This is a genomic window from Pseudomonas guariconensis (genome assembly GCF_015680235.1).
Classification (GTDB): Bacteria; Pseudomonadota; Gammaproteobacteria; order Pseudomonadales; family Pseudomonadaceae; genus Aquipseudomonas; species Aquipseudomonas guariconensis_A.
The window spans coordinates 21,378-37,437 of sequence record NZ_JADLJL010000033.1 but is presented as its reverse complement, the minus strand read 5'-3'; the positions used below and the strand labels follow the sequence as shown (position 1 = coordinate 37,437).

Below are 16,060 nucleotides of genomic sequence, written 5' to 3'. Positions count from 1 at the left end.
CGCTTTAAGGTATTTCGATTGGACGGCTCTGGGCCGGGGTCCATAGGCTGGAAAAACACCGGACCTGACCAGCCGGTGCTTTTTCAAGAGCGTGAGGATCCATCGCATGAGCCAAGACGAACATATCAGGGACTACAAAGGACCGGCCGCCGGCTGGGGCGCACTCAAGAGCGTGACCAAGAGCTGGCTGGGCAGCGACAATGCCTTCAAGAACCTGCGGGCCATGCTCAAGACCAACCAGAACGGCGGCTTCGACTGCCCCGGCTGCGCTTGGGGCGAATCGCCCGAGAGCGACATGGTCAAGTTTTGCGAAAACGGCGCCAAGGCCGTCAACTGGGAGGCCACCGGCCGCTCGGTGGACCCGGCGTTCTTCGCCAAGTACAGCGTCAGCGCCCTGGCTGCCCAGACCGATTACTGGCTCGAGTACCAGGGCCGGCTGACTCACCCGATGCGCTACGACGCCGCTACCGACCACTATGTGGAAACCTCCTGGGACGAAGCCTTCGCCCTGATCGGCCGGCACCTCAACGCCCTGGAATCGCCGGACCAGGCCGAATTCTATACATCTGGCCGGGCCAGCAACGAGGCGGCGTTTCTCTACCAGTTGTTCGTGCGCGCCTATGGCACCAACAATTTCCCCGATTGCTCGAACATGTGCCACGAAGCCAGTGGCGTGGGCATGGCCAGTACCCTGGGTGTAGGCAAGGGCACGGTCGTCTATCATGACCTGGAACTGGCCGACGCGATCTTCGTCATCGGCCAGAACCCGGGCACCAACCACCCGCGCATGCTCGAACCGCTGCGCGAGGCGGTCAAGCGGGGCGCCCAGGTGGTGTGCTTCAACCCGCTCAAGGAGCGCGGGCTGGAACGTTTCCAGCATCCGCAGCACCCCTTCGAGATGCTCAGCAACGGCTCCGAGCCCACCAACACCGCCTACTTCCGCCCGGCCTTGGGCGGCGACATGGCGGCGATGCGCGGCATTGCCAAGTTCCTCCTGCTGTGGGAGCGCGAAGCCCAGGCCAAAGGCGAGCCGGCGGTGTTCGACCATGCCTTCATCGCCGAACACACCGATGGCGTCGACGCCTACCTGGCTGCGGTGGATGCTACGTCCTGGGACCATATCGTCGAGCAGTCGGGCCTGAGCCTGGCCGAGATCGAGCTGGCCGCGCGCATGTACCGCAAGGCCGAGCGGGTGATCATGTGCTGGGCCATGGGCGTGACCCAGCACCGCCATTCGGTAGCGACGGTGCAGGAAATCGTCAATCTGCAATTGTTGCGCGGCAACGTCGGCAAGCCCGGCGCGGGCCTGTCGCCGGTGCGTGGCCACAGCAACGTGCAGGGCGACCGCACCATGGGCATCGACGAGAAGCCCCCGGCCAGGCTGCTCGATGCCTTGGAAGAACGCTTCCACTTCAAGGTGCCGCGCGAGCATGGGCATAACGCGGTGCTGGCGATCAAGGCCATGGAAGAGGGCCGGGCCAAGGTGTTCATCGGCCTGGGGGGCAACTTCGCCCAGGCTACGCCGGACACCCCGCGTACCCACGCGGCGATGCGCAACTGTTCGCTGACCGTGCAGATCTCCACCAAGCTCAACCGCTCGCACCTGGTCACCGGTGGCGATGCGTTGATCCTGCCGTGCCTGGGCCGTACCGAGATCGACCTGCAGGCCGAAGGGCCCCAGGGCGTCACCGTGGAGGATACCTTCAGCATGGTGCATATCTCCCACGGCCAGCTCAAACCCCGTTCGCCGCACCTGCGTTCGGAACCTGCGATCATCGCGGGCATCGCCAAGGCCACTTTGGGCGACCGGCCGATCGACTGGGAATATGCCGTCGCGGACTACAGCCGCATCCGCGACATGATCGCCGAGGTGATCCCGGGCTTCAGCAATTTCAACGAGCGCCTGCAGCACCCCGGCGGCTTCCACCTGGGCAACACGGCATCCGAACGCCAATGGCGCACGGCGACCGGCAAAGCGCGCTTCACCGCCAGCCAGTTGCCCCGGCAACTGGTCAATGCCCAGGTACTGGCTCGAGGCGACAACCCGGACCTGATCCTGCAGACCCTGCGTTCGCACGATCAGTACAACACCACGTTGTATGGCCTGGATGACCGCTATCGGGGTGTATTCGGCCTGCGTGAAGTGGTGTTCGTCAACGAGGCGGACATCCGCCGCCTGGGCTTCGAGCCTGGCGAGCACGTGGACATGGTGTCGCTCTGGGAGGACGGCCGCGAGCGGCGGGTGTCGGGCTTCCGCCTGGTGCCCTATGACCTGCCTGAAGGCCAGGCGGCGGCCTACTACCCGGAGACCAACCCGCTGGTGCCGCTGGAGAGCTATGGCGAGGGCACCTATACACCGACCTCGAAGTTCGTGGCCATCAAGCTGGAGAAGGCGAGGGCCGGGAACCGGATCGAGGCGAGCGTGGCCTGATCCATTGGAGGCTGCTGCGCAGCCCAATCGCCGGCAAGCCGGCTCCCACCTGGACAGCGCTAACGTCGTACCTGTGGGAGCTGGCTTGCCGGCGATCAGGCCGCAACGGCCCCGACATTCACCGATGCACCGGGTACGCCGTGGTGTACTTCATCTGCTCCATGGCAAAGCTCGAAGTGATGTTCGACAGCCCGTCGGTGCTGGTGATGAGTTTCTTGTAGAACCGGTCGTACGCCGCGATATCGCCCACCACCACCCGTAGCATGTAGTCCCAGTCGCCGGACATGCGGTACACCTCCATCACTTCCTCGAACCCCGTCACCACCCGGGCGAATTGCTCCAGCCAGGCGCTGTCGTGGCGTTGGGTCTTGAGCTGGACGAACACGGTCAGGCCCAGGCCCAGGCGCTCGGGGTCGAGCAGGGCGACACGCCCCCGGATATAGCCTTCGTCCTCCAGGCGCTTGACCCGTTTCCAGCAGGGCGTGGTAGACAGGTTGACGGCTTCGGCCAGGTCCTTGAGCGAGATGGAGGCGTCGCGCTGGAGCAGGGTGAGGATGTGCTGATCGAAACTGTCCATATTGAGTGGCTGGCTGGCGTGAGGAAAAGTTTCTCGAGATTAGCGCGCTTGGGGAACGAAAAAAATAGCCAGCAAGGGAATGCGACAGGTTCATTCCCATTCGGCGCCGCCCCGCCGGATATGCGATAGTGGCGCTTTCCAACCTCAGCAGAGTCAATGGACCCGACCATGTCCGACAAGCCGCGCAATTTCGCCACCCGTACCATCCACGCCGGCGAGCAGTCCAGCGTCGCCGACAACGCCATCTTTCCGGCCATCGTCACCACCAGCTCGTTCATCAAGCGCGGCCTGGACGACAACCCCGAATACGCCTACAGCCGGGTCAGCAACCCGACCCGGCATGCCTACGAAACCTGTGTCGCCGCCCTCGAGGAAGGCGCAGGCGCAGTAGCCACCGCCTCGGGCGTGGGCGCCACGGCGACCGTGCTCGAGTTGTTGTCCAAGGATGCCCACGTGGTGGTGATGAACGGGGTCTACGGCGGCACCTTCCGCCTGATGGAAGACTACCGCAGCCGCACCTCGGGCCTGAGCACCACCTATGTCGACCTCAACGACCTGGATGCCGTGGCCGCGGCCATCCGCCCCGAGACCCAGCTGATCTGGATCGAGTCGCCGACCAATCCGTTGCTGCACCTGGTGGACATCGAGGCGGTGTGCAAGCTGGCCCGTGCGCGCGGTATCCTCACCTGCATCGACAACACCTTCTGCTCGCCTTGGAACCAGCAGCCGATCACCCTCGGCGTGGACCTGGTGATGCACTCGGCGAGCAAGTACATCGGCGGCCACTCCGACCTGATCGGTGGTGTGGTGGTAGCCGCCAACGAAGAGCTGCTCAAGCGCCTGCGCCGGATCAGCATGGCCGTCGGTGCCATCCAGGGGCCGTTCGACTGCTACCTGGCCCTGCGTGGGCTCAAGACCCTGGACGTGCGCATGGAGCGCCAGTGCGCCAACGCCCTGCACGTGGCGCGCTTCCTGGAGGGGCACCCACAGGTCGAGCAGGTGTACTACCCGGAACTTGAAAGCCACCCGCAGCACGCGCTGTCCAAGCGCCAGATGCGCACCGGCGGGGCGGTGGTGGCGATGAAGATCAAGGGCGACCGGGCAGCAGTCAACCGCCTGGTGGAAGCGCTGTCGATCTTCGTGCTGGCCGACTCGCTGGGCGGGGTGGAGAGCATGATCAACCACTCCTGGAGCATGTCGCACAATTCCCTGAGCCCGGAGCAGAAGGGGCAGATGGGCATCAGCGAGAACCTGCTGCGCCTGTCGGTCGGGATCGAGGACTACCGCGACCTGATCGAGGACCTGGACACCGCGCTCAAGGCTTCGGCCTGAGCGTAGAAGGCATCGCGGGACAAGTCGGACCGCCGCACCGCCGCTCCCACAAGGGCGGCGCTAGCCGCTTGTTCTCTGCGCGACAGCGCAGCCCGAAGGGCTGGGTAATCTCCCACAGGATGGGCTGCCCCCCAAGAAGCTGGACACCCATCCAACCCTTGGGGCAGGCCAGGATGGCGTTACCCGCTGTGGGGGCGGGCTTGCCCCGCGACGGCGTCGGTACTGGCAGGCGGGGTCACCTTGCTGGATGAACGATCCGTTCGATCCTGTCCTTGAGCAACAAGCGCTCCTTGCGCAGGCGGTTCACCGCGTCGTCGGAGGTGCCGTTACCTTCGGCGGCCACCACTTCCTTGTCCTTGGCGTTGTACTCCTTGTGCAGTTGATGGAGCGTCTGGTCCTTGTCGATCAGCGCCTGGAAATCGTCAGCGGAAATGTGCAGGTCAGCGAGCAGATCATGCGGGACTGGCATTTCTTCACCTCGGGTCAGGGGTTGGTAAATAGTCCTGAATCTTGAGGATAGTCGCCTTTGCCCGGTTGCGGGGGAGGGGGCGCCAAGGGACCGTTTGTCGCCTTGGCAAACATGAAATTCATTTCATCTGAAAAAACCGCACCGCCCATTATTCGTTGGCATCTTTTTCACGAAATATTGATGGCACGCTTTCTAGAGTTCGGCCAACTTCCCCGGTGCCCCGCCTGGTGCGACGGCCGATAATAACTCTCATCTGCGAACATCATGCCGAACTTCAAGAACCTGCGGGCCGAATGGGTCACGTTGCTGGCCAGTCTTTACCTGTTGATCGGTTTCAACACTGCGCTTTGGGAGCACCTGCAGACCGTGGTACCGCCCGGCATGGTGGGGCTCTGGCTGCTGCTGGCATTCGCCGTGCTGATGTTCTTCGCGTTCAATCTCATCCTCACGTTGGTGGCGTTCAAGTACGTACTAAAACCGGTGCTGATCCTGTTGTTCATGAGTGGCGCGGGCGTCGCCTACTTTATGAATCAATATGGCGTACTGATCGACACCGGCATGTTTCGTAATATCGCCGAGACCAATGTCACGGAAGTACGTGACTTGCTCTCCCTGACGTTCGCGCTGTATATGATCTTGCTCGGTGCGCTGCCTTCGTTGCTGGTGTGGAAGGCGCCCATCGTCTATCGCCCTTGGCACCGCGAGCTGTTCGGTAAGCTGGTGGTCAGCGGCGCGTGCGTCGCGGCCCTGGGCTCGGTGGCACTGGTCAACTACCAGGGCCTGGCCTCGCTGTTTCGCAACCACCACGAGATCCGCCTGATGCTCACCCCGAGCAACATCGTCGGCGCCTCGTTCGGCTATGTCGGTGAACGCCTGGGCAGCGCCACCCGGCCATTCCAGCATTACGGGGAGGACGCCAAACGTGACAGCGCCGCCTGGCAACGCCACGCGCGCAAGTCGCTGACCGTGCTGGTGGTGGGGGAGAGCGCTCGGGCGCAGAACTTCGGTGTACTGGGCTACGACCGCGACACCACCCCGAACCTGGGCAAGGAACAGGGCCTGCTGGCTTTCTCCGATGTGCATTCCTGTGGTACCGAGACGGCCGTGTCGGTGCCGTGCATGTTCTCCGGCATGCCGCGCAAGGACTACGACGCCAGCGTCGCCAAGAACCGCGAAGGGCTTCTGGACATCCTCCAGCGTACTGGCCTCAGCGTGCAGTGGCGCGATAACCAGTCCGGCTGCAAAGGCACCTGCGACCGGGTGCAGTTCGTCGATGTCAGCAACCTCAAGGACCCGAAACTGTGTGCCGATGGCGAGTGCCGCGACGAGATCCTCCTGCAGGGCCTGGGCGAGCTGCTCGACAACCTCGACCATGACACCGTGCTGGTGCTGCACCAGATGGGCAGCCACGGCCCCGACTATTACAAACGCTACCCGGCCAGCGCCCAGCGCTTCACCCCGGTGTGCCAGAGCAATGCCCTGAACCAGTGCGACCAGCAATCGATCGTCAACAGCTACGACAATACCCTGGCCTATACCGACCAGGTGCTGGCCTCGCTGATCGACCTGCTGCGCAGCCGCCAGGACAAGGTCGATACGGCGATGATCTACCTCTCCGACCACGGCGAATCATTGGGCGAATACAACCTCTACCTGCACGGCACCCCCTACATGCTGGCCCCTGAGCAGCAGCGCCACGTGCCACTGTTGATGTGGTTCTCCGACAGCTATCGCCAGGACTTTTCGCTCGACAGTGACTGCCTGGGCCGCCTGCGCGACGCGCCGTTGAGCCAGGACAACCTGTTCCATTCGATGCTCGGCCTGTTGCAGGTGCGCACCGAGGTCTACCGGCAATCGATGGACATGTTCGCCAGCTGTCGTCCGTGGATGACCGCTGACCGTTGATCAAACCAAGGATGGCGCAGGTTTCACCCCCAATGCCCGCGCCGTATATACTGCGCGCCAATATTTGTGGGAGAGCCTCGTGGCCATCGAAATACACTGGATACGTGACGACCAGACCCTGGCCGAACACTGCCGGGCCTGGCGCGAACTGCCCTTCGTAGCGCTCGACACCGAATTCATGCGGGTCGACACCTTCTACCCCAAGGCCGGCCTGATCCAGGTCGGCGAGGGCAACCGGGCGTACCTGATCGACCCGTTGCTGATCCGCGACTGGCAGCCGCTGGCCGAACTGCTCGAAGACCCGGGCGTGGTCAAGGTGCTGCATGCCTGCAGCGAAGACCTGGAAGTGCTCCTGCGCCTGACCGGCAAGCTGCCGCAGCCGCTGTTCGATACCCAGCTGGCCGCCGGCTACCTGAACATCGGTTTCTCCATGGGCTATTCGCGTCTGGTCCAGGAGGTGCTGGGCCTGGAGCTGCCCAAGGGCGAAACCCGTTCGGACTGGCTGCAGCGCCCGCTGTCCGAGACCCAGGTCAGCTACGCTGCCGAAGATGCCGTGCACCTGGCCGAGCTGTTCAGCGCGCTGCGGCCACGGTTATCCGACGACAAGTACGCCTGGGTGCTGGAAGACGGCGCCGAGCTGGTCGCCCAGCTGCGCCGCGAGGTGGAGCCCGAGACGCTGTACCGCGACGTCAAGCTGGCCTGGAAGCTGAACCCTCAACAACTGGCGGTGCTGCGTGAGCTATGCGCCTGGCGCGAGCGCGAGGCACGCAGCCGCGACTTGCCGCGCAACCGTGTGCTGCGCGAGCACTCGCTGTGGCCCATGGCCAAGAGCCAACCGGACAACCTGTCGGCCTTGGCCAGGATCGACGACATGCACCCGCGCACCATCCGCCAGGACGGGCAGTTCCTCCTGGAGCTGATCAAGCGCGCCGCGAGCCTGCCGGCCGAGCAGTGGCCGCAAGCCTTGCCCGAGCCGTTGCCGATCGAAGCCTCGGGCATCCTCAAGCGCCTGCGCGCGGTCGGCCAAGCCGAAGGCGAGCGCCTGGGCATCGCGCCAGAGCTCATGCTGCGCAAGAAAACCCTCGAAGCCCTGCTCAAGAGCGGCTTCCCCAACGGCCCCTATCAACTGCCCGATTCGCTGCGCGGCTGGCGTCGCGAGCGCATGGGCCAGGCCCTGCTGGATAACCTGGCGGGCGCCGGAGAATCCTGATGAAACGTATTTGCTCGATCTACAAGAGCCCACGCAAGAACGAAATGTACCTCTATGTGCTCAAGGCCGAAGGCCTGGCGCGCGTTCCCGAGGCCTTGCTGCCGTTCTTCGGCACCCCCGTGCACGCCTTCGACCTGGTGCTGACCCCCGAGCGCAAGCTGGCCCGGGAGGACATCGCCAAGGTGCTGGAGAACCTCGACAACCAGGGCTACCACCTGCAGATGCCGCCGCCCGAGGACGACTACATCGAGCATTTGCCCGAAGAGCTGCTGCGCCGCAACGACCCGGCCTGATCCCGGCCTGGTCCCCATCGTTCGTCAAGCGGCCCGCCTGTCGGGTCGTCTTCGTTGTTTGCCAAGGTTGTTTCGTACATGCGCGTTCTGATCGCTGAACAGGATCATGCCAACTATGCCCGCCTGCTCGGCGAGGCGGCGCCGACGCTGGAGATCGTCACCAGCGGCGATTCCGCCGAGCTTGCGCGCCAGGCTGCCGGTTGCCCGGTATGGCTGGGCCAGCCGGACCTTCTGGCCAGCCTGCTGCGCCAGGGCCACAGCCCCGCGTGGATACAGTCCACCTGGGCCGGTATCACCCCGCTGCTGGCCGAAGGGTTGCCACGTGACTATCGCCTGACCCGGGCCGTGGGCATCTTCGGCCAGGTAATGGCCGAATACATGCTTACCTATATGCTGATCCACGAGCGCGATGTGCTGGCGCGCCTGGTGAGCCAGGTCGAGCGGCGCTGGGACGACCGCCCGGGGCGCAGCCTGGAGGGGCGTCGGGTGCTGGTGGTCGGCACGGGCGATATCGGCCAGCGGGTGGCCGAGTTCCTGGTGCCGTTCGGGGCGATCCTTCACGGTGTCGCCAGCCAGGCGCGGGAACAGGCGCCATTCGTCGAAGTGGCGGGGCTCGAGGATTTGCCTCGCATGGTGGAGCAGGCCGACTACGTGCTCAACCTGCTGCCGGACACCCCAGCCACCCACGACCTGTACGATGCGGCGCTGTTCAAGCGCTTCAAGCCCAGTGCGTTGTTCATCAATGCTGGGCGCGGCGTGGCGGTGGTCGATGCCGACTTGGTGCATGCGTTGAAGGAGGGCCACCTGGCCGGGGCGGTGATCGATGTCTGCCGCCAGGAGCCGTTGCCCCGGCAACACCCGTTCTGGACCGCCTGGGGCCTGCTGCTGACCGGGCACAGCTCGGCACCTACCTCGCCGGCGGCGATGGTGCGGTTATTCGTCGAGAATGTGCAGGCGTACCAGGCAGGGCAGGGGTTGCGCGGGGAAGTGGATTTTCAGCGCGGGTATTGAATCGGCTCCATCGCCGGACAAGCCCACAGCCACTGCGCCGGTTCTGCAGCTGCGGCGAGCCTGTGGCAGCGGGCTTGCCCGCGATAGGGCCAGCCCCGGTTTACAGTCTGAAATCACCCTCGGCCGCCAACAGCGCCGGTCTTTCCTCGCTGGCACCCGGGAGAAAGCGCGCACGCTACTGCCTCCTGCCAGCACTGACCAGCGGTCTGGCATTGGCCCCGGACAGGCTCTAGACTGGCGCCGCCGCGCGCCGCGGATTGAAGTTCAATGCAGGAACACGTGTGATGATCGCCGACAACGCGCCCTTCTGGCGGCGCAAGACCCTTGAACAGCTCGACCCGCAGGAGTGGGAGTCGCTCTGCGATGGCTGCGGCCTGTGCTGCCTGCAGAAGCTCGAGGATGAGGACGACAACAGCGTCTACTACACGCGTATCGCCTGCAAGCTGCTGGACCTGACCACCTGCCAATGCAGCGACTACCCCAACCGCTTCGCCCAGGTGCCTGACTGCATCCAGCTCACCCCCGGCAAGGCCGACCAGTTCAAATGGCTGCCGAGCACCTGCGGCTATCGCCTGGTCAGCGAAGGCAAGGACCTGCCAGCCTGGCACCACCTGGTATGCGGCGACCGCACGCAGGTGCACGAACAACGTATCTCCCAGTCTGGGCGCATGCTCAGCGAGCATGATGTCGACGAAGACGACTGGGAGGACCACCTCATCTTCCGCGCGAGCTGAGCGAACCGCGCCTGTCTTCCTTTCGCCTCTGGAACAAGGAGTTCTGAATGCGTTGCCATCTGTTGTGGGTTCTGGGCCTGGTGGCCTGTGCGCCGGCCTGGGCCAAGAAGGTCGACCTGGATTACCAGGTGCGCCTGTTGCCGGCGAGCGGCCAGGCCGAGGTGCAATTGACCCTGGCCGATGGCAGTGTCGTGCGCAGTCTGGATTTCGACCTGGGCAAGCAGGGCGCCTACAGCGACTTCCAGGCCGATGGCCAATGGCAGGTACAGGGCGAGCGGGGCGTCTGGCACCCGGCCGCGGGCAAGACCCAGCTCAGCTATCGCGTGCAGTTGGACCAGAAGCCGCGCGGTGGCGCCTACGAGAGCCGCATCACTGCGCATTGGGCACTGTTGCGCGGCGACCTGCTGGTACCGGCGGCGCGGCTGGACCAGCAGGATGGCACCGAGCTGGTAGCGCGCCTGGCGTTCGAGCTGCCGGCTGGCTGGAAAAGCGTCGAAACCGCCTGGCCGCGTATCGGCAAGCAGAAGTTTCGCATCGACGATGTTTCGCGGCTGTTCGACCGGCCCACCGGTTGGATGCTCGCCGGCAACCTGGGCAGCCGCCGCGCGCGCCTGGGCGATACGGAAGTGACCGTGGCCGCGCCGCAGGGGCAGGGCATGCGCCGGATGGACACCCTGACCCTGCTGACCTTCATCTGGCCCCAATTGCAGGCGGTGTTCCCGCGCAACCCGCCCAAGCTGCTGCTGGTGGGCGCGCGCGACGAAATGTGGCGGGGCGCGTTGGCCGGGCATAACTCGATCTACCTGCACAGCGCCCGCCCGCTGATCGGCGAGAGCGGCGCCAGCCCGCTGCTGCGCGAGCTGGTGCAGCTGTTCGCCCAGGTCAACGACCGTGACGGCAGCGACTGGCTGGGCGAAAGCCTGGCTGATTACTACGCCACCGAGTTGCTGCGCCGCGCCGGCGGCATCAGTGACGACCGCTACGAAGCCTGGCAGGCACGCCTGCACAAGCGTGGTGCCAAGGTTACCCAACTGCGCGGCGAACACGCCGATGTCGCCCAGGTTGCCCGTGGCGTGCTGCTGCTCCAGGCGCTGGATCGCGAGATTCGCCTGCACACCCATGACAAGCGGTCGCTGGACGATGTCACCCGGGCGTTGATGCGCCTGCCCAGCGTCAACACCGAGGAATTCATCCAGCTCAGCGAGAGCGTGCTGGGGCGGCGTTCCGAGGTGCTGGAGAGTAAGGTCCTGCGTTGAGACGAGGCCCTGGATGGCAGGGCCGGCGCTATCGCGGGGTAAGCCCGCTCCCACAAAGGGCCTGCAAAATCAAATAGTTATGCATTGTTCTATGAGAGCGGGCTTGCCCCGCGATAGCGCCGACCCAGGCGCCTCAGCCCTTGGCCTTGGGCTCGACCCCAGTCACCGTCACGCCCTGTGTCGCCGCCTCGGCGCTGGCCTTGAGCGCCTTGAGCTCTGCTGCGCTGCGCTCGATGTCCCCACGAAGTTGCAGGTACTCGGCCCGGTGTCGCTGCCACCAGGCCTTGGTCGAGCAGTGCCCACTGACGCCCCGGGCCAGGGCCATGCCACCGACCACGATCTGCAGCAGGCCGACCAGGCCGCCGTGGCGCAGGCCCTTGCTGATCATCAAGGCGCCACCGGCCAGGGAGCTGGCGCGCTCCCAGCCATGGACGTTACGTGTATGCACAAGCAAAGGGGTATCTCGCATGACGAACGCTCCAGTTGAGGTGTAAGCAGCTGACTCGCTGTCTTGTCGGTGCGTTCACTTCACTTGCCGGGCGGTGCTCAGCGAGTCGCATTTCGAGCAGGTAAAGTCTTATCTGGAATGCGCCGCCTGGCAGAAGCTTGACATAGTGTGCTTGCGCAAGACCGGTGCTGTTCTGACGGAGTTCGGCACCCCGGCCGCTCTTGTGGCGTCATTGTTGGCCCTATCGCCAGCACTGGCGCCACAGGGGCGGCTTTTTATTTGAACTTGGGGCCCGAGCGGGTATTGAGCCCCTTCGCCATGCGGTCATACAGCACCACATTCACCGTTGCCGCCAGGTTCATGCAGCCCTGGGTGGGGATGTAGATGGTCTCTTCGCACCACGCCCGCACCTCGTCGCTGAGGCTGCCGTCCTCGGGCCCGAAGATGTAGAGGGCGCGGTCTGGGTGGGTGTACTCGGGCAGCGGCCGGGCGCCGTCCACCAGTTCCACCGCCACCGGGGTGCAGCCCAGGGGAATGATGCGCTGCAGATCGTCGATGCCGATCAGCGGGATGTCGTAGTGCACGCGCTTGGTGTCGGTGACGAAGTCGCGGGCGCGCTCATAGCGCTTGCCGGTGTAGAACACCGAGTTGACGCCATAGCAACCCGCTGCGCGCATCACCGAACCTACGTTCTGCGCGGACTTGGGGTTGAACAGGCCGATGCAGCTGTACCGTTTGTTTGCCACGTACCGGGGCCCTTCGCAAAAAGCGCGATTATACGGGCTCACCGGCAGCCGCGGGGGGCGATTCGATGGTCAGTCCTTCTTGAGCAGGCTCGCCAACCCGGCAAACGGGTTGTGGGTGGCCTTGGCGATGCTCGGGGTGCTGGTGGACCCTTCGCTGAAGTACTGCTGGTCGGTATAGCGCGAATGCTCGTTGTCGTGGCAGTACAGGCACAGCAGTTCCCAGTTCGAGCCGTCCTGGGGGTTGTTGTCGTGGTTGTGGTCGCGGTGGTGCACGGTCAGCTCCGACAGGCGCTTGCCGGAGAACTCACGGGCGCAGCGGCCGCAGACATGCGGGTACATCTTCAGGGCCTTGTCGCGGTAGCCCATTTCCTTGTCGCGCTTGGCGTCGGCAAGGATGCGCTCGAGGCGGGCGGTGGCGGCGGAGGTGGAGGCCGAACTCATGGTGTTACCTTTCCTGTAATCGGGCGGATGACGGTTATGCCACTGAGTCTAGCGCGCCTGCACCCTGGTCGGACAGGCGAAAACGCCCGATTGGGCATAGCCTGTAGGAATCCCCTGACAGGAGGTTGCCGATGGTCCATGCGATCCTCGCCGCACTGATCCTCGCCGCCGTGCCGCTGGCCGACGCTGCCGGCCAGCAGCCACGGATCCTCACACCGGTGCCTGGCGCGCCGGGTACACCGACGCCAACCCCTTATCCACAGATCACCCCGAGTACGCCGCCCAAGGCGGGTGACAACCAACCCGGCGCGCCATTGCTGCCACCGATGCCGGTGCCTGGGCCGCCCAAGGATCAGCCGTTGCCGGGGTTGCAGGAGTCGCCAAAACAGTCACCCAAGCAAGACTGAGACGGCCTCGAAGGGCTGGGTGATCTGCCACAGGGGGCTGCGGATCCACGCGGCCTGTGGCTACGCCACGCCCAACGCGTTGAAGACGAACGCATACTCCAACGCCACATCGCGCAGCCCCTGGTAACGCCCGCTCATGCCGCCGTGTCCGGCGCCCATCTCGGTCTTGAGCAGCAACAGGTTGTCGTCGGTCTTGCAGGTGCGCAGGCGCGCCACCCACTTGGCCGCTTCCCAATACTGCACGCGGCTGTCGTTGTAGCCGGCGACCACCAGCATGGCCGGGTAAGCCTGGGCCTTGACGTTCTCGTATGGGGCATAGGCTTTGATCCGCTGGTAGACGTCCGGCTCCTCGGGGTTGCCCCATTCGTCGTACTCGGTGACGGTCAGCGGCAGCTCCGGGTCGAGCATGGTGTTGAGCACGTCGACGAACGGCACCTCGGCGATGGCGCAGCGGAACAGCTCCGGGCGCTGGTTGAGCACTGCCCCCATCAGCAGGCCGCCGGCGCTGCCGCCGCTGATGGCCAGGCGTTCGCGGGTGGTCACGCCCTCGGTGATCAGGTGCTCGGCACAGGCGATGAAATCGTCGAAGCTGTTCTGCTTGTGCGCCTGCTTACCGGCCCGGTACCAGGCCTCGCCCAGCTCGCCGCCACCGCGCACATGGGCGATGGCGAAGGCCACGCCGCGTTGCAGCAGGCTCAGGCGGGCGTGGGAAAACCACGGGTCGAGGCTTTCGCCGTAGGCACCATAACCGTAGAGATACAGCGGTACGCAGCGGCCCAGGTCATCGCGCCGGCGCACCAGGCTGATGGGCACGCGGGTGCCATCCTTGGCCACGGCCCACAGGCGTTCGCTGACATAGTCGTCGGCATCGAACTCGCCCAGCACCGGGGTCTGCTTGAGCACAGCCTGCTCGCCGCTGGCCAGGTCCAGCTGGCGTACCTGGGCCGGCCGGTTGAGTGCTTCGTAGCGCAGCCGCACGCGGGTGCTGGCGAACTCCAGGCTGTCCTGAACGTACAGGCTGTAGGCGGCGTCCGGCAGCTCGACACGGTAGGGCGCCCGGCCCTGGGGCCGCACCTCGATGATCGGCAGGCCGCCTTCGCGCAGGCTCAGGGTCAGGGCGCTGGCGTTCAGGCTCAGGCCCTCGAGCATCACCGCGTCGCTGTGGGGTACCAGCACCTGCCACTGCTCGCGGCTGGGCACCTGCTCGGCCGGGGCGTGGAACAGAGCGAAGTTGATGCCGTGCTGGTTGCTGCGGATGAACCACCGCCATTGGCCGTCGAGCTGGCCGTGGTCGGGGAAGTATTCATGGCCCTCGACCCGCGGCGCGAGGCAGGTGAAGGCCGCCTGTGGGGTCGCGGCGTCGAGCACCCAGGCCTCGCTGGTGGTCTTGCTGTTGAGCAGCAGCACCAGCTGGCGCTCGGAACTGGCCCGGTAGCAGTGCAGGAAGAAACGCCCATCAGGCTCTTCGAACACGGTCTGTGCCTCGCTGCTGCCCAGGGTATGGCGACGCACGCGCCAGGGACGGTGGGTGTCGTCCAGTTCGGCGAAGAACAGCGTCTGGCTGTCGTTGGCCCAGGTCAGGCTACCGTCGCAGTCGTCGAAGGGCAGGACGGTGACCGTGCCGCTGGCCAGGTCCTTCACGTACAGGGTGTAGATCTCGTCGCCACTGGTGTCGAGGCTGTAGGCCAGCAGGCGGTGATCGGGGCTGACATTGAAGGCGCCCAAGGACAGGAAACCGCCATTGGCCAGGGCGTTGGGGTCGAGCAGCAGTTGCTCCTGGCTTTGGTCGACGGTGTTGGAGTCGTCGGCAGGTCGCGGGCAGCGGTAGTGGCGGGGGTATTCATCGCCGGCCGTGGTGCGGGTGTAGTACAGGTATGGGCCCCAGGGGGAGGGCAGCGACAGGTCGGTTTCGAGGATGCGTGCCTTGATTTCCTCGAACAGCTGTTCGCGCAGGGGCGCCTGGTCGGCCAGGCAGGCTTGCTGGTAGGCGTTCTCGGCGTGCAGGTAAGCGAGCACTTCGGGCGTGTCTCGCTGCTGCAGCCAGGCGTAGGGGTCGGGGGCGTTGTCTCTACGGGCGACGGGCGGCTGGGGCTTGTTGGGCATTGGGGATCTCTTGGCTGGGGGCGGCCTGCCTGGCGTTGTCGCCGGCAAGCCCGCGCCCACAGGTACTGCTTAGCCTCGAGGGCAGCGCTGAATCTGTGGGCGGCGGCTTACCGGCGATTGGGGCCGGGACAGGGAGACGCTGTGTGCGCCCTGAAAAGTGTTTATCATAGGCATCTCTTTACCTGGCTTGCACGAACACCATGACCGAGAACGACTATACGCTCGCCTGGGGCCTGTACGCCCTGGCCGCCCTTGGCTGCCTGTGGGTGGGCTTCAAGCTCACCGGTTGGATGTGGCGTTGGCTGCGCGAACCGCTGCGGGTGGTCCTGGCAGTGCTGCTGCTGACCCCGACCATCGTCGACCCGGTCAAGGAAAGCTTCGCCCCGGCCATCGCCATCACCGCTCTGGACCTGGCCTTCAAGGTGGGCAACAACGCCTGGCGTGCCGCCTCGGACCTGGCCATGTACGGCTTGATCGCGTTCATTCTGTATGGCGTTTTCGTCCTGGTGCGCTGGCCGTTGGAAAAGCGCGCCCGTGAACGCCGGGCCAAGGCCGACGCCGCCGCCCAACGCCAGGCCGCCGAGGACGAACAGGTGACGTCCCGGGCTTCGCTGGCCGCCGAGCGCCATGACCGCTACCGCGACGACCCGCAGCCGGTGGCCACCGGCCGCGGCCGGGTCGAGCCACGGTTGTAGGC

16 protein-coding genes are annotated in these 16,060 nt (G+C 65.2%); 10 read left to right on the top strand and 6 right to left on the bottom strand.

Annotated features, from left to right (window positions below):
- Positions 1–106: 106 nt before the first annotated feature.
- Entirely contained in the window at positions 107–2,431 is a 2,325-nt protein-coding gene (locus IRZ56_RS19035; RefSeq protein WP_196146356.1) for an FdhF/YdeP family oxidoreductase, read from the top strand.
- Positions 2,432–2,549: 118 nt separating this feature from the next.
- Here the strand turns inward: IRZ56_RS19035 and IRZ56_RS19030 are convergent, their stop codons facing one another.
- Positions 2,550–3,008, bottom strand: coding sequence for an Lrp/AsnC family transcriptional regulator (locus IRZ56_RS19030; protein WP_196146355.1), 459 nt, complete (start codon positions 3,006–3,008; stop codon positions 2,550–2,552).
- A 156-nt stretch (positions 3,009–3,164) separates the two neighbouring features.
- Here IRZ56_RS19030 and IRZ56_RS19025 point away from each other — a divergent pair, with 156 nt between their 5' ends.
- Complete coding sequence (locus IRZ56_RS19025) at positions 3,165–4,340, top strand: trans-sulfuration enzyme family protein (RefSeq protein ID WP_196146354.1); 1,176 nt, start codon at positions 3,165–3,167, stop codon at positions 4,338–4,340.
- A gap of 235 nt (positions 4,341–4,575) precedes the next feature.
- Here the strand turns inward: IRZ56_RS19025 and IRZ56_RS19020 are convergent, their stop codons facing one another.
- A complete protein-coding gene (locus tag IRZ56_RS19020; RefSeq protein WP_196146353.1) occupies positions 4,576–4,809 on the bottom strand; it encodes a YdcH family protein in 234 nt (77 codons plus the stop codon).
- Positions 4,810–5,073: 264 nt separating this feature from the next.
- Between IRZ56_RS19020 and IRZ56_RS19015 the strand changes: the two genes are divergently transcribed.
- From IRZ56_RS19015 to IRZ56_RS18990, 6 genes are all read left to right on the top strand, one after another.
- Positions 5,074–6,714 (top strand): phosphoethanolamine transferase, encoded by a 1,641-nt coding sequence (locus IRZ56_RS19015; protein WP_196146352.1) that lies wholly within the window; start codon positions 5,074–5,076, stop codon positions 6,712–6,714.
- 79 nt (positions 6,715–6,793) lie between these two features.
- Positions 6,794–7,924, top strand: coding sequence for a ribonuclease D (gene rnd / locus IRZ56_RS19010; RefSeq protein WP_196146351.1), 1,131 nt, complete (start codon positions 6,794–6,796; stop codon positions 7,922–7,924).
- Entirely contained in the window at positions 7,924–8,217 is a 294-nt protein-coding gene (locus tag IRZ56_RS19005) for a YcgL domain-containing protein (RefSeq protein WP_043215465.1), read from the top strand. The genes rnd and IRZ56_RS19005 overlap by 1 nt, the downstream gene beginning before the upstream one ends.
- A gap of 78 nt (positions 8,218–8,295) precedes the next feature.
- Positions 8,296–9,228: a D-2-hydroxyacid dehydrogenase gene (locus tag IRZ56_RS19000; RefSeq protein WP_196146350.1), complete on the top strand. Its 933-nt coding sequence runs from the start codon at positions 8,296–8,298 to the stop codon at positions 9,226–9,228.
- Between the two features lie 284 nt (positions 9,229–9,512).
- Positions 9,513–9,962, top strand: coding sequence for a YcgN family cysteine cluster protein (locus IRZ56_RS18995; protein WP_084858377.1), 450 nt, complete (start codon positions 9,513–9,515; stop codon positions 9,960–9,962).
- 47 nt (positions 9,963–10,009) lie between these two features.
- Positions 10,010–11,218 carry a hypothetical protein gene (locus tag IRZ56_RS18990; protein ID WP_196146349.1) on the top strand — a complete coding sequence of 403 codons (1,209 nt, stop codon included), beginning with the start codon at positions 10,010–10,012 and terminating at the stop codon, positions 11,216–11,218.
- 133 nt (positions 11,219–11,351) lie between these two features.
- Here the strand turns inward: IRZ56_RS18990 and IRZ56_RS18985 are convergent, their stop codons facing one another.
- From IRZ56_RS18985 to IRZ56_RS18975, 3 genes are all read right to left on the bottom strand, one after another.
- Positions 11,352–11,687, bottom strand: coding sequence for a YgaP family membrane protein (locus tag IRZ56_RS18985; protein WP_196146348.1), 336 nt, complete (start codon positions 11,685–11,687; stop codon positions 11,352–11,354).
- A gap of 254 nt (positions 11,688–11,941) precedes the next feature.
- Positions 11,942–12,412, bottom strand: a complete 471-nt coding sequence (locus IRZ56_RS18980) for an RNA methyltransferase (RefSeq protein WP_196146347.1) — start codon at positions 12,410–12,412, stop codon at positions 11,942–11,944.
- Positions 12,413–12,481: 69 nt separating this feature from the next.
- Positions 12,482–12,853: a YajD family HNH nuclease gene (locus tag IRZ56_RS18975; protein ID WP_084858381.1), complete on the bottom strand. Its 372-nt coding sequence runs from the start codon at positions 12,851–12,853 to the stop codon at positions 12,482–12,484.
- Positions 12,854–12,984: 131 nt separating this feature from the next.
- Between IRZ56_RS18975 and IRZ56_RS18970 the strand changes: the two genes are divergently transcribed.
- Complete coding sequence (locus IRZ56_RS18970; RefSeq protein WP_196146346.1) at positions 12,985–13,260, top strand: hypothetical protein; 276 nt, start codon at positions 12,985–12,987, stop codon at positions 13,258–13,260.
- Positions 13,261–13,320: 60 nt separating this feature from the next.
- Here the strand turns inward: IRZ56_RS18970 and IRZ56_RS18965 are convergent, their stop codons facing one another.
- Positions 13,321–15,363, bottom strand: coding sequence for a S9 family peptidase (locus IRZ56_RS18965; protein ID WP_196146345.1), 2,043 nt, complete (start codon positions 15,361–15,363; stop codon positions 13,321–13,323).
- Between the two features lie 200 nt (positions 15,364–15,563).
- On the opposite strand from IRZ56_RS18965, the gene IRZ56_RS18960 reads away from it, so the two are divergent.
- Positions 15,564–16,058 (top strand): MFS transporter, encoded by a 495-nt coding sequence (locus IRZ56_RS18960; RefSeq protein ID WP_196146344.1) that lies wholly within the window; start codon positions 15,564–15,566, stop codon positions 16,056–16,058.
- The last annotated feature ends 2 nt before the right edge of the window (positions 16,059–16,060 follow it).

Bases quoted from the DNA above. Each gene is read 5' to 3' on its own strand.
- IRZ56_RS19035 (WP_196146356.1), top strand. From the start codon at position 107: ATGAGCCAAGACGAACATATCAGGGACTACAAAGGACCGGCCGCCGGC.
- IRZ56_RS19030 (WP_196146355.1), bottom strand. From the start codon at position 3,008: ATGGACAGTTTCGATCAGCACATCCTCACCCTGCTCCAGCGCGACGCC.
- IRZ56_RS19025 (WP_196146354.1), top strand. From the start codon at position 3,165: ATGGACCCGACCATGTCCGACAAGCCGCGCAATTTCGCCACCCGTACC.
- IRZ56_RS19020 (WP_196146353.1), bottom strand. From the start codon at position 4,809: ATGCCAGTCCCGCATGATCTGCTCGCTGACCTGCACATTTCCGCTGAC.
- IRZ56_RS19015 (WP_196146352.1), top strand. From the start codon at position 5,074: ATGCCGAACTTCAAGAACCTGCGGGCCGAATGGGTCACGTTGCTGGCC.
- IRZ56_RS19005 (WP_043215465.1), top strand. From the start codon at position 7,924: ATGAAACGTATTTGCTCGATCTACAAGAGCCCACGCAAGAACGAAATG.
- IRZ56_RS19000 (WP_196146350.1), top strand. From the start codon at position 8,296: ATGCGCGTTCTGATCGCTGAACAGGATCATGCCAACTATGCCCGCCTG.
- IRZ56_RS18995 (WP_084858377.1), top strand. From the start codon at position 9,513: ATGATCGCCGACAACGCGCCCTTCTGGCGGCGCAAGACCCTTGAACAG.
- IRZ56_RS18990 (WP_196146349.1), top strand. From the start codon at position 10,010: ATGCGTTGCCATCTGTTGTGGGTTCTGGGCCTGGTGGCCTGTGCGCCG.
- IRZ56_RS18985 (WP_196146348.1), bottom strand. From the start codon at position 11,687: ATGCGAGATACCCCTTTGCTTGTGCATACACGTAACGTCCATGGCTGG.
- IRZ56_RS18975 (WP_084858381.1), bottom strand. From the start codon at position 12,853: ATGAGTTCGGCCTCCACCTCCGCCGCCACCGCCCGCCTCGAGCGCATC.
- IRZ56_RS18970 (WP_196146346.1), top strand. From the start codon at position 12,985: ATGGTCCATGCGATCCTCGCCGCACTGATCCTCGCCGCCGTGCCGCTG.
- IRZ56_RS18965 (WP_196146345.1), bottom strand. From the start codon at position 15,363: ATGCCCAACAAGCCCCAGCCGCCCGTCGCCCGTAGAGACAACGCCCCC.
- IRZ56_RS18960 (WP_196146344.1), top strand. From the start codon at position 15,564: ATGACCGAGAACGACTATACGCTCGCCTGGGGCCTGTACGCCCTGGCC.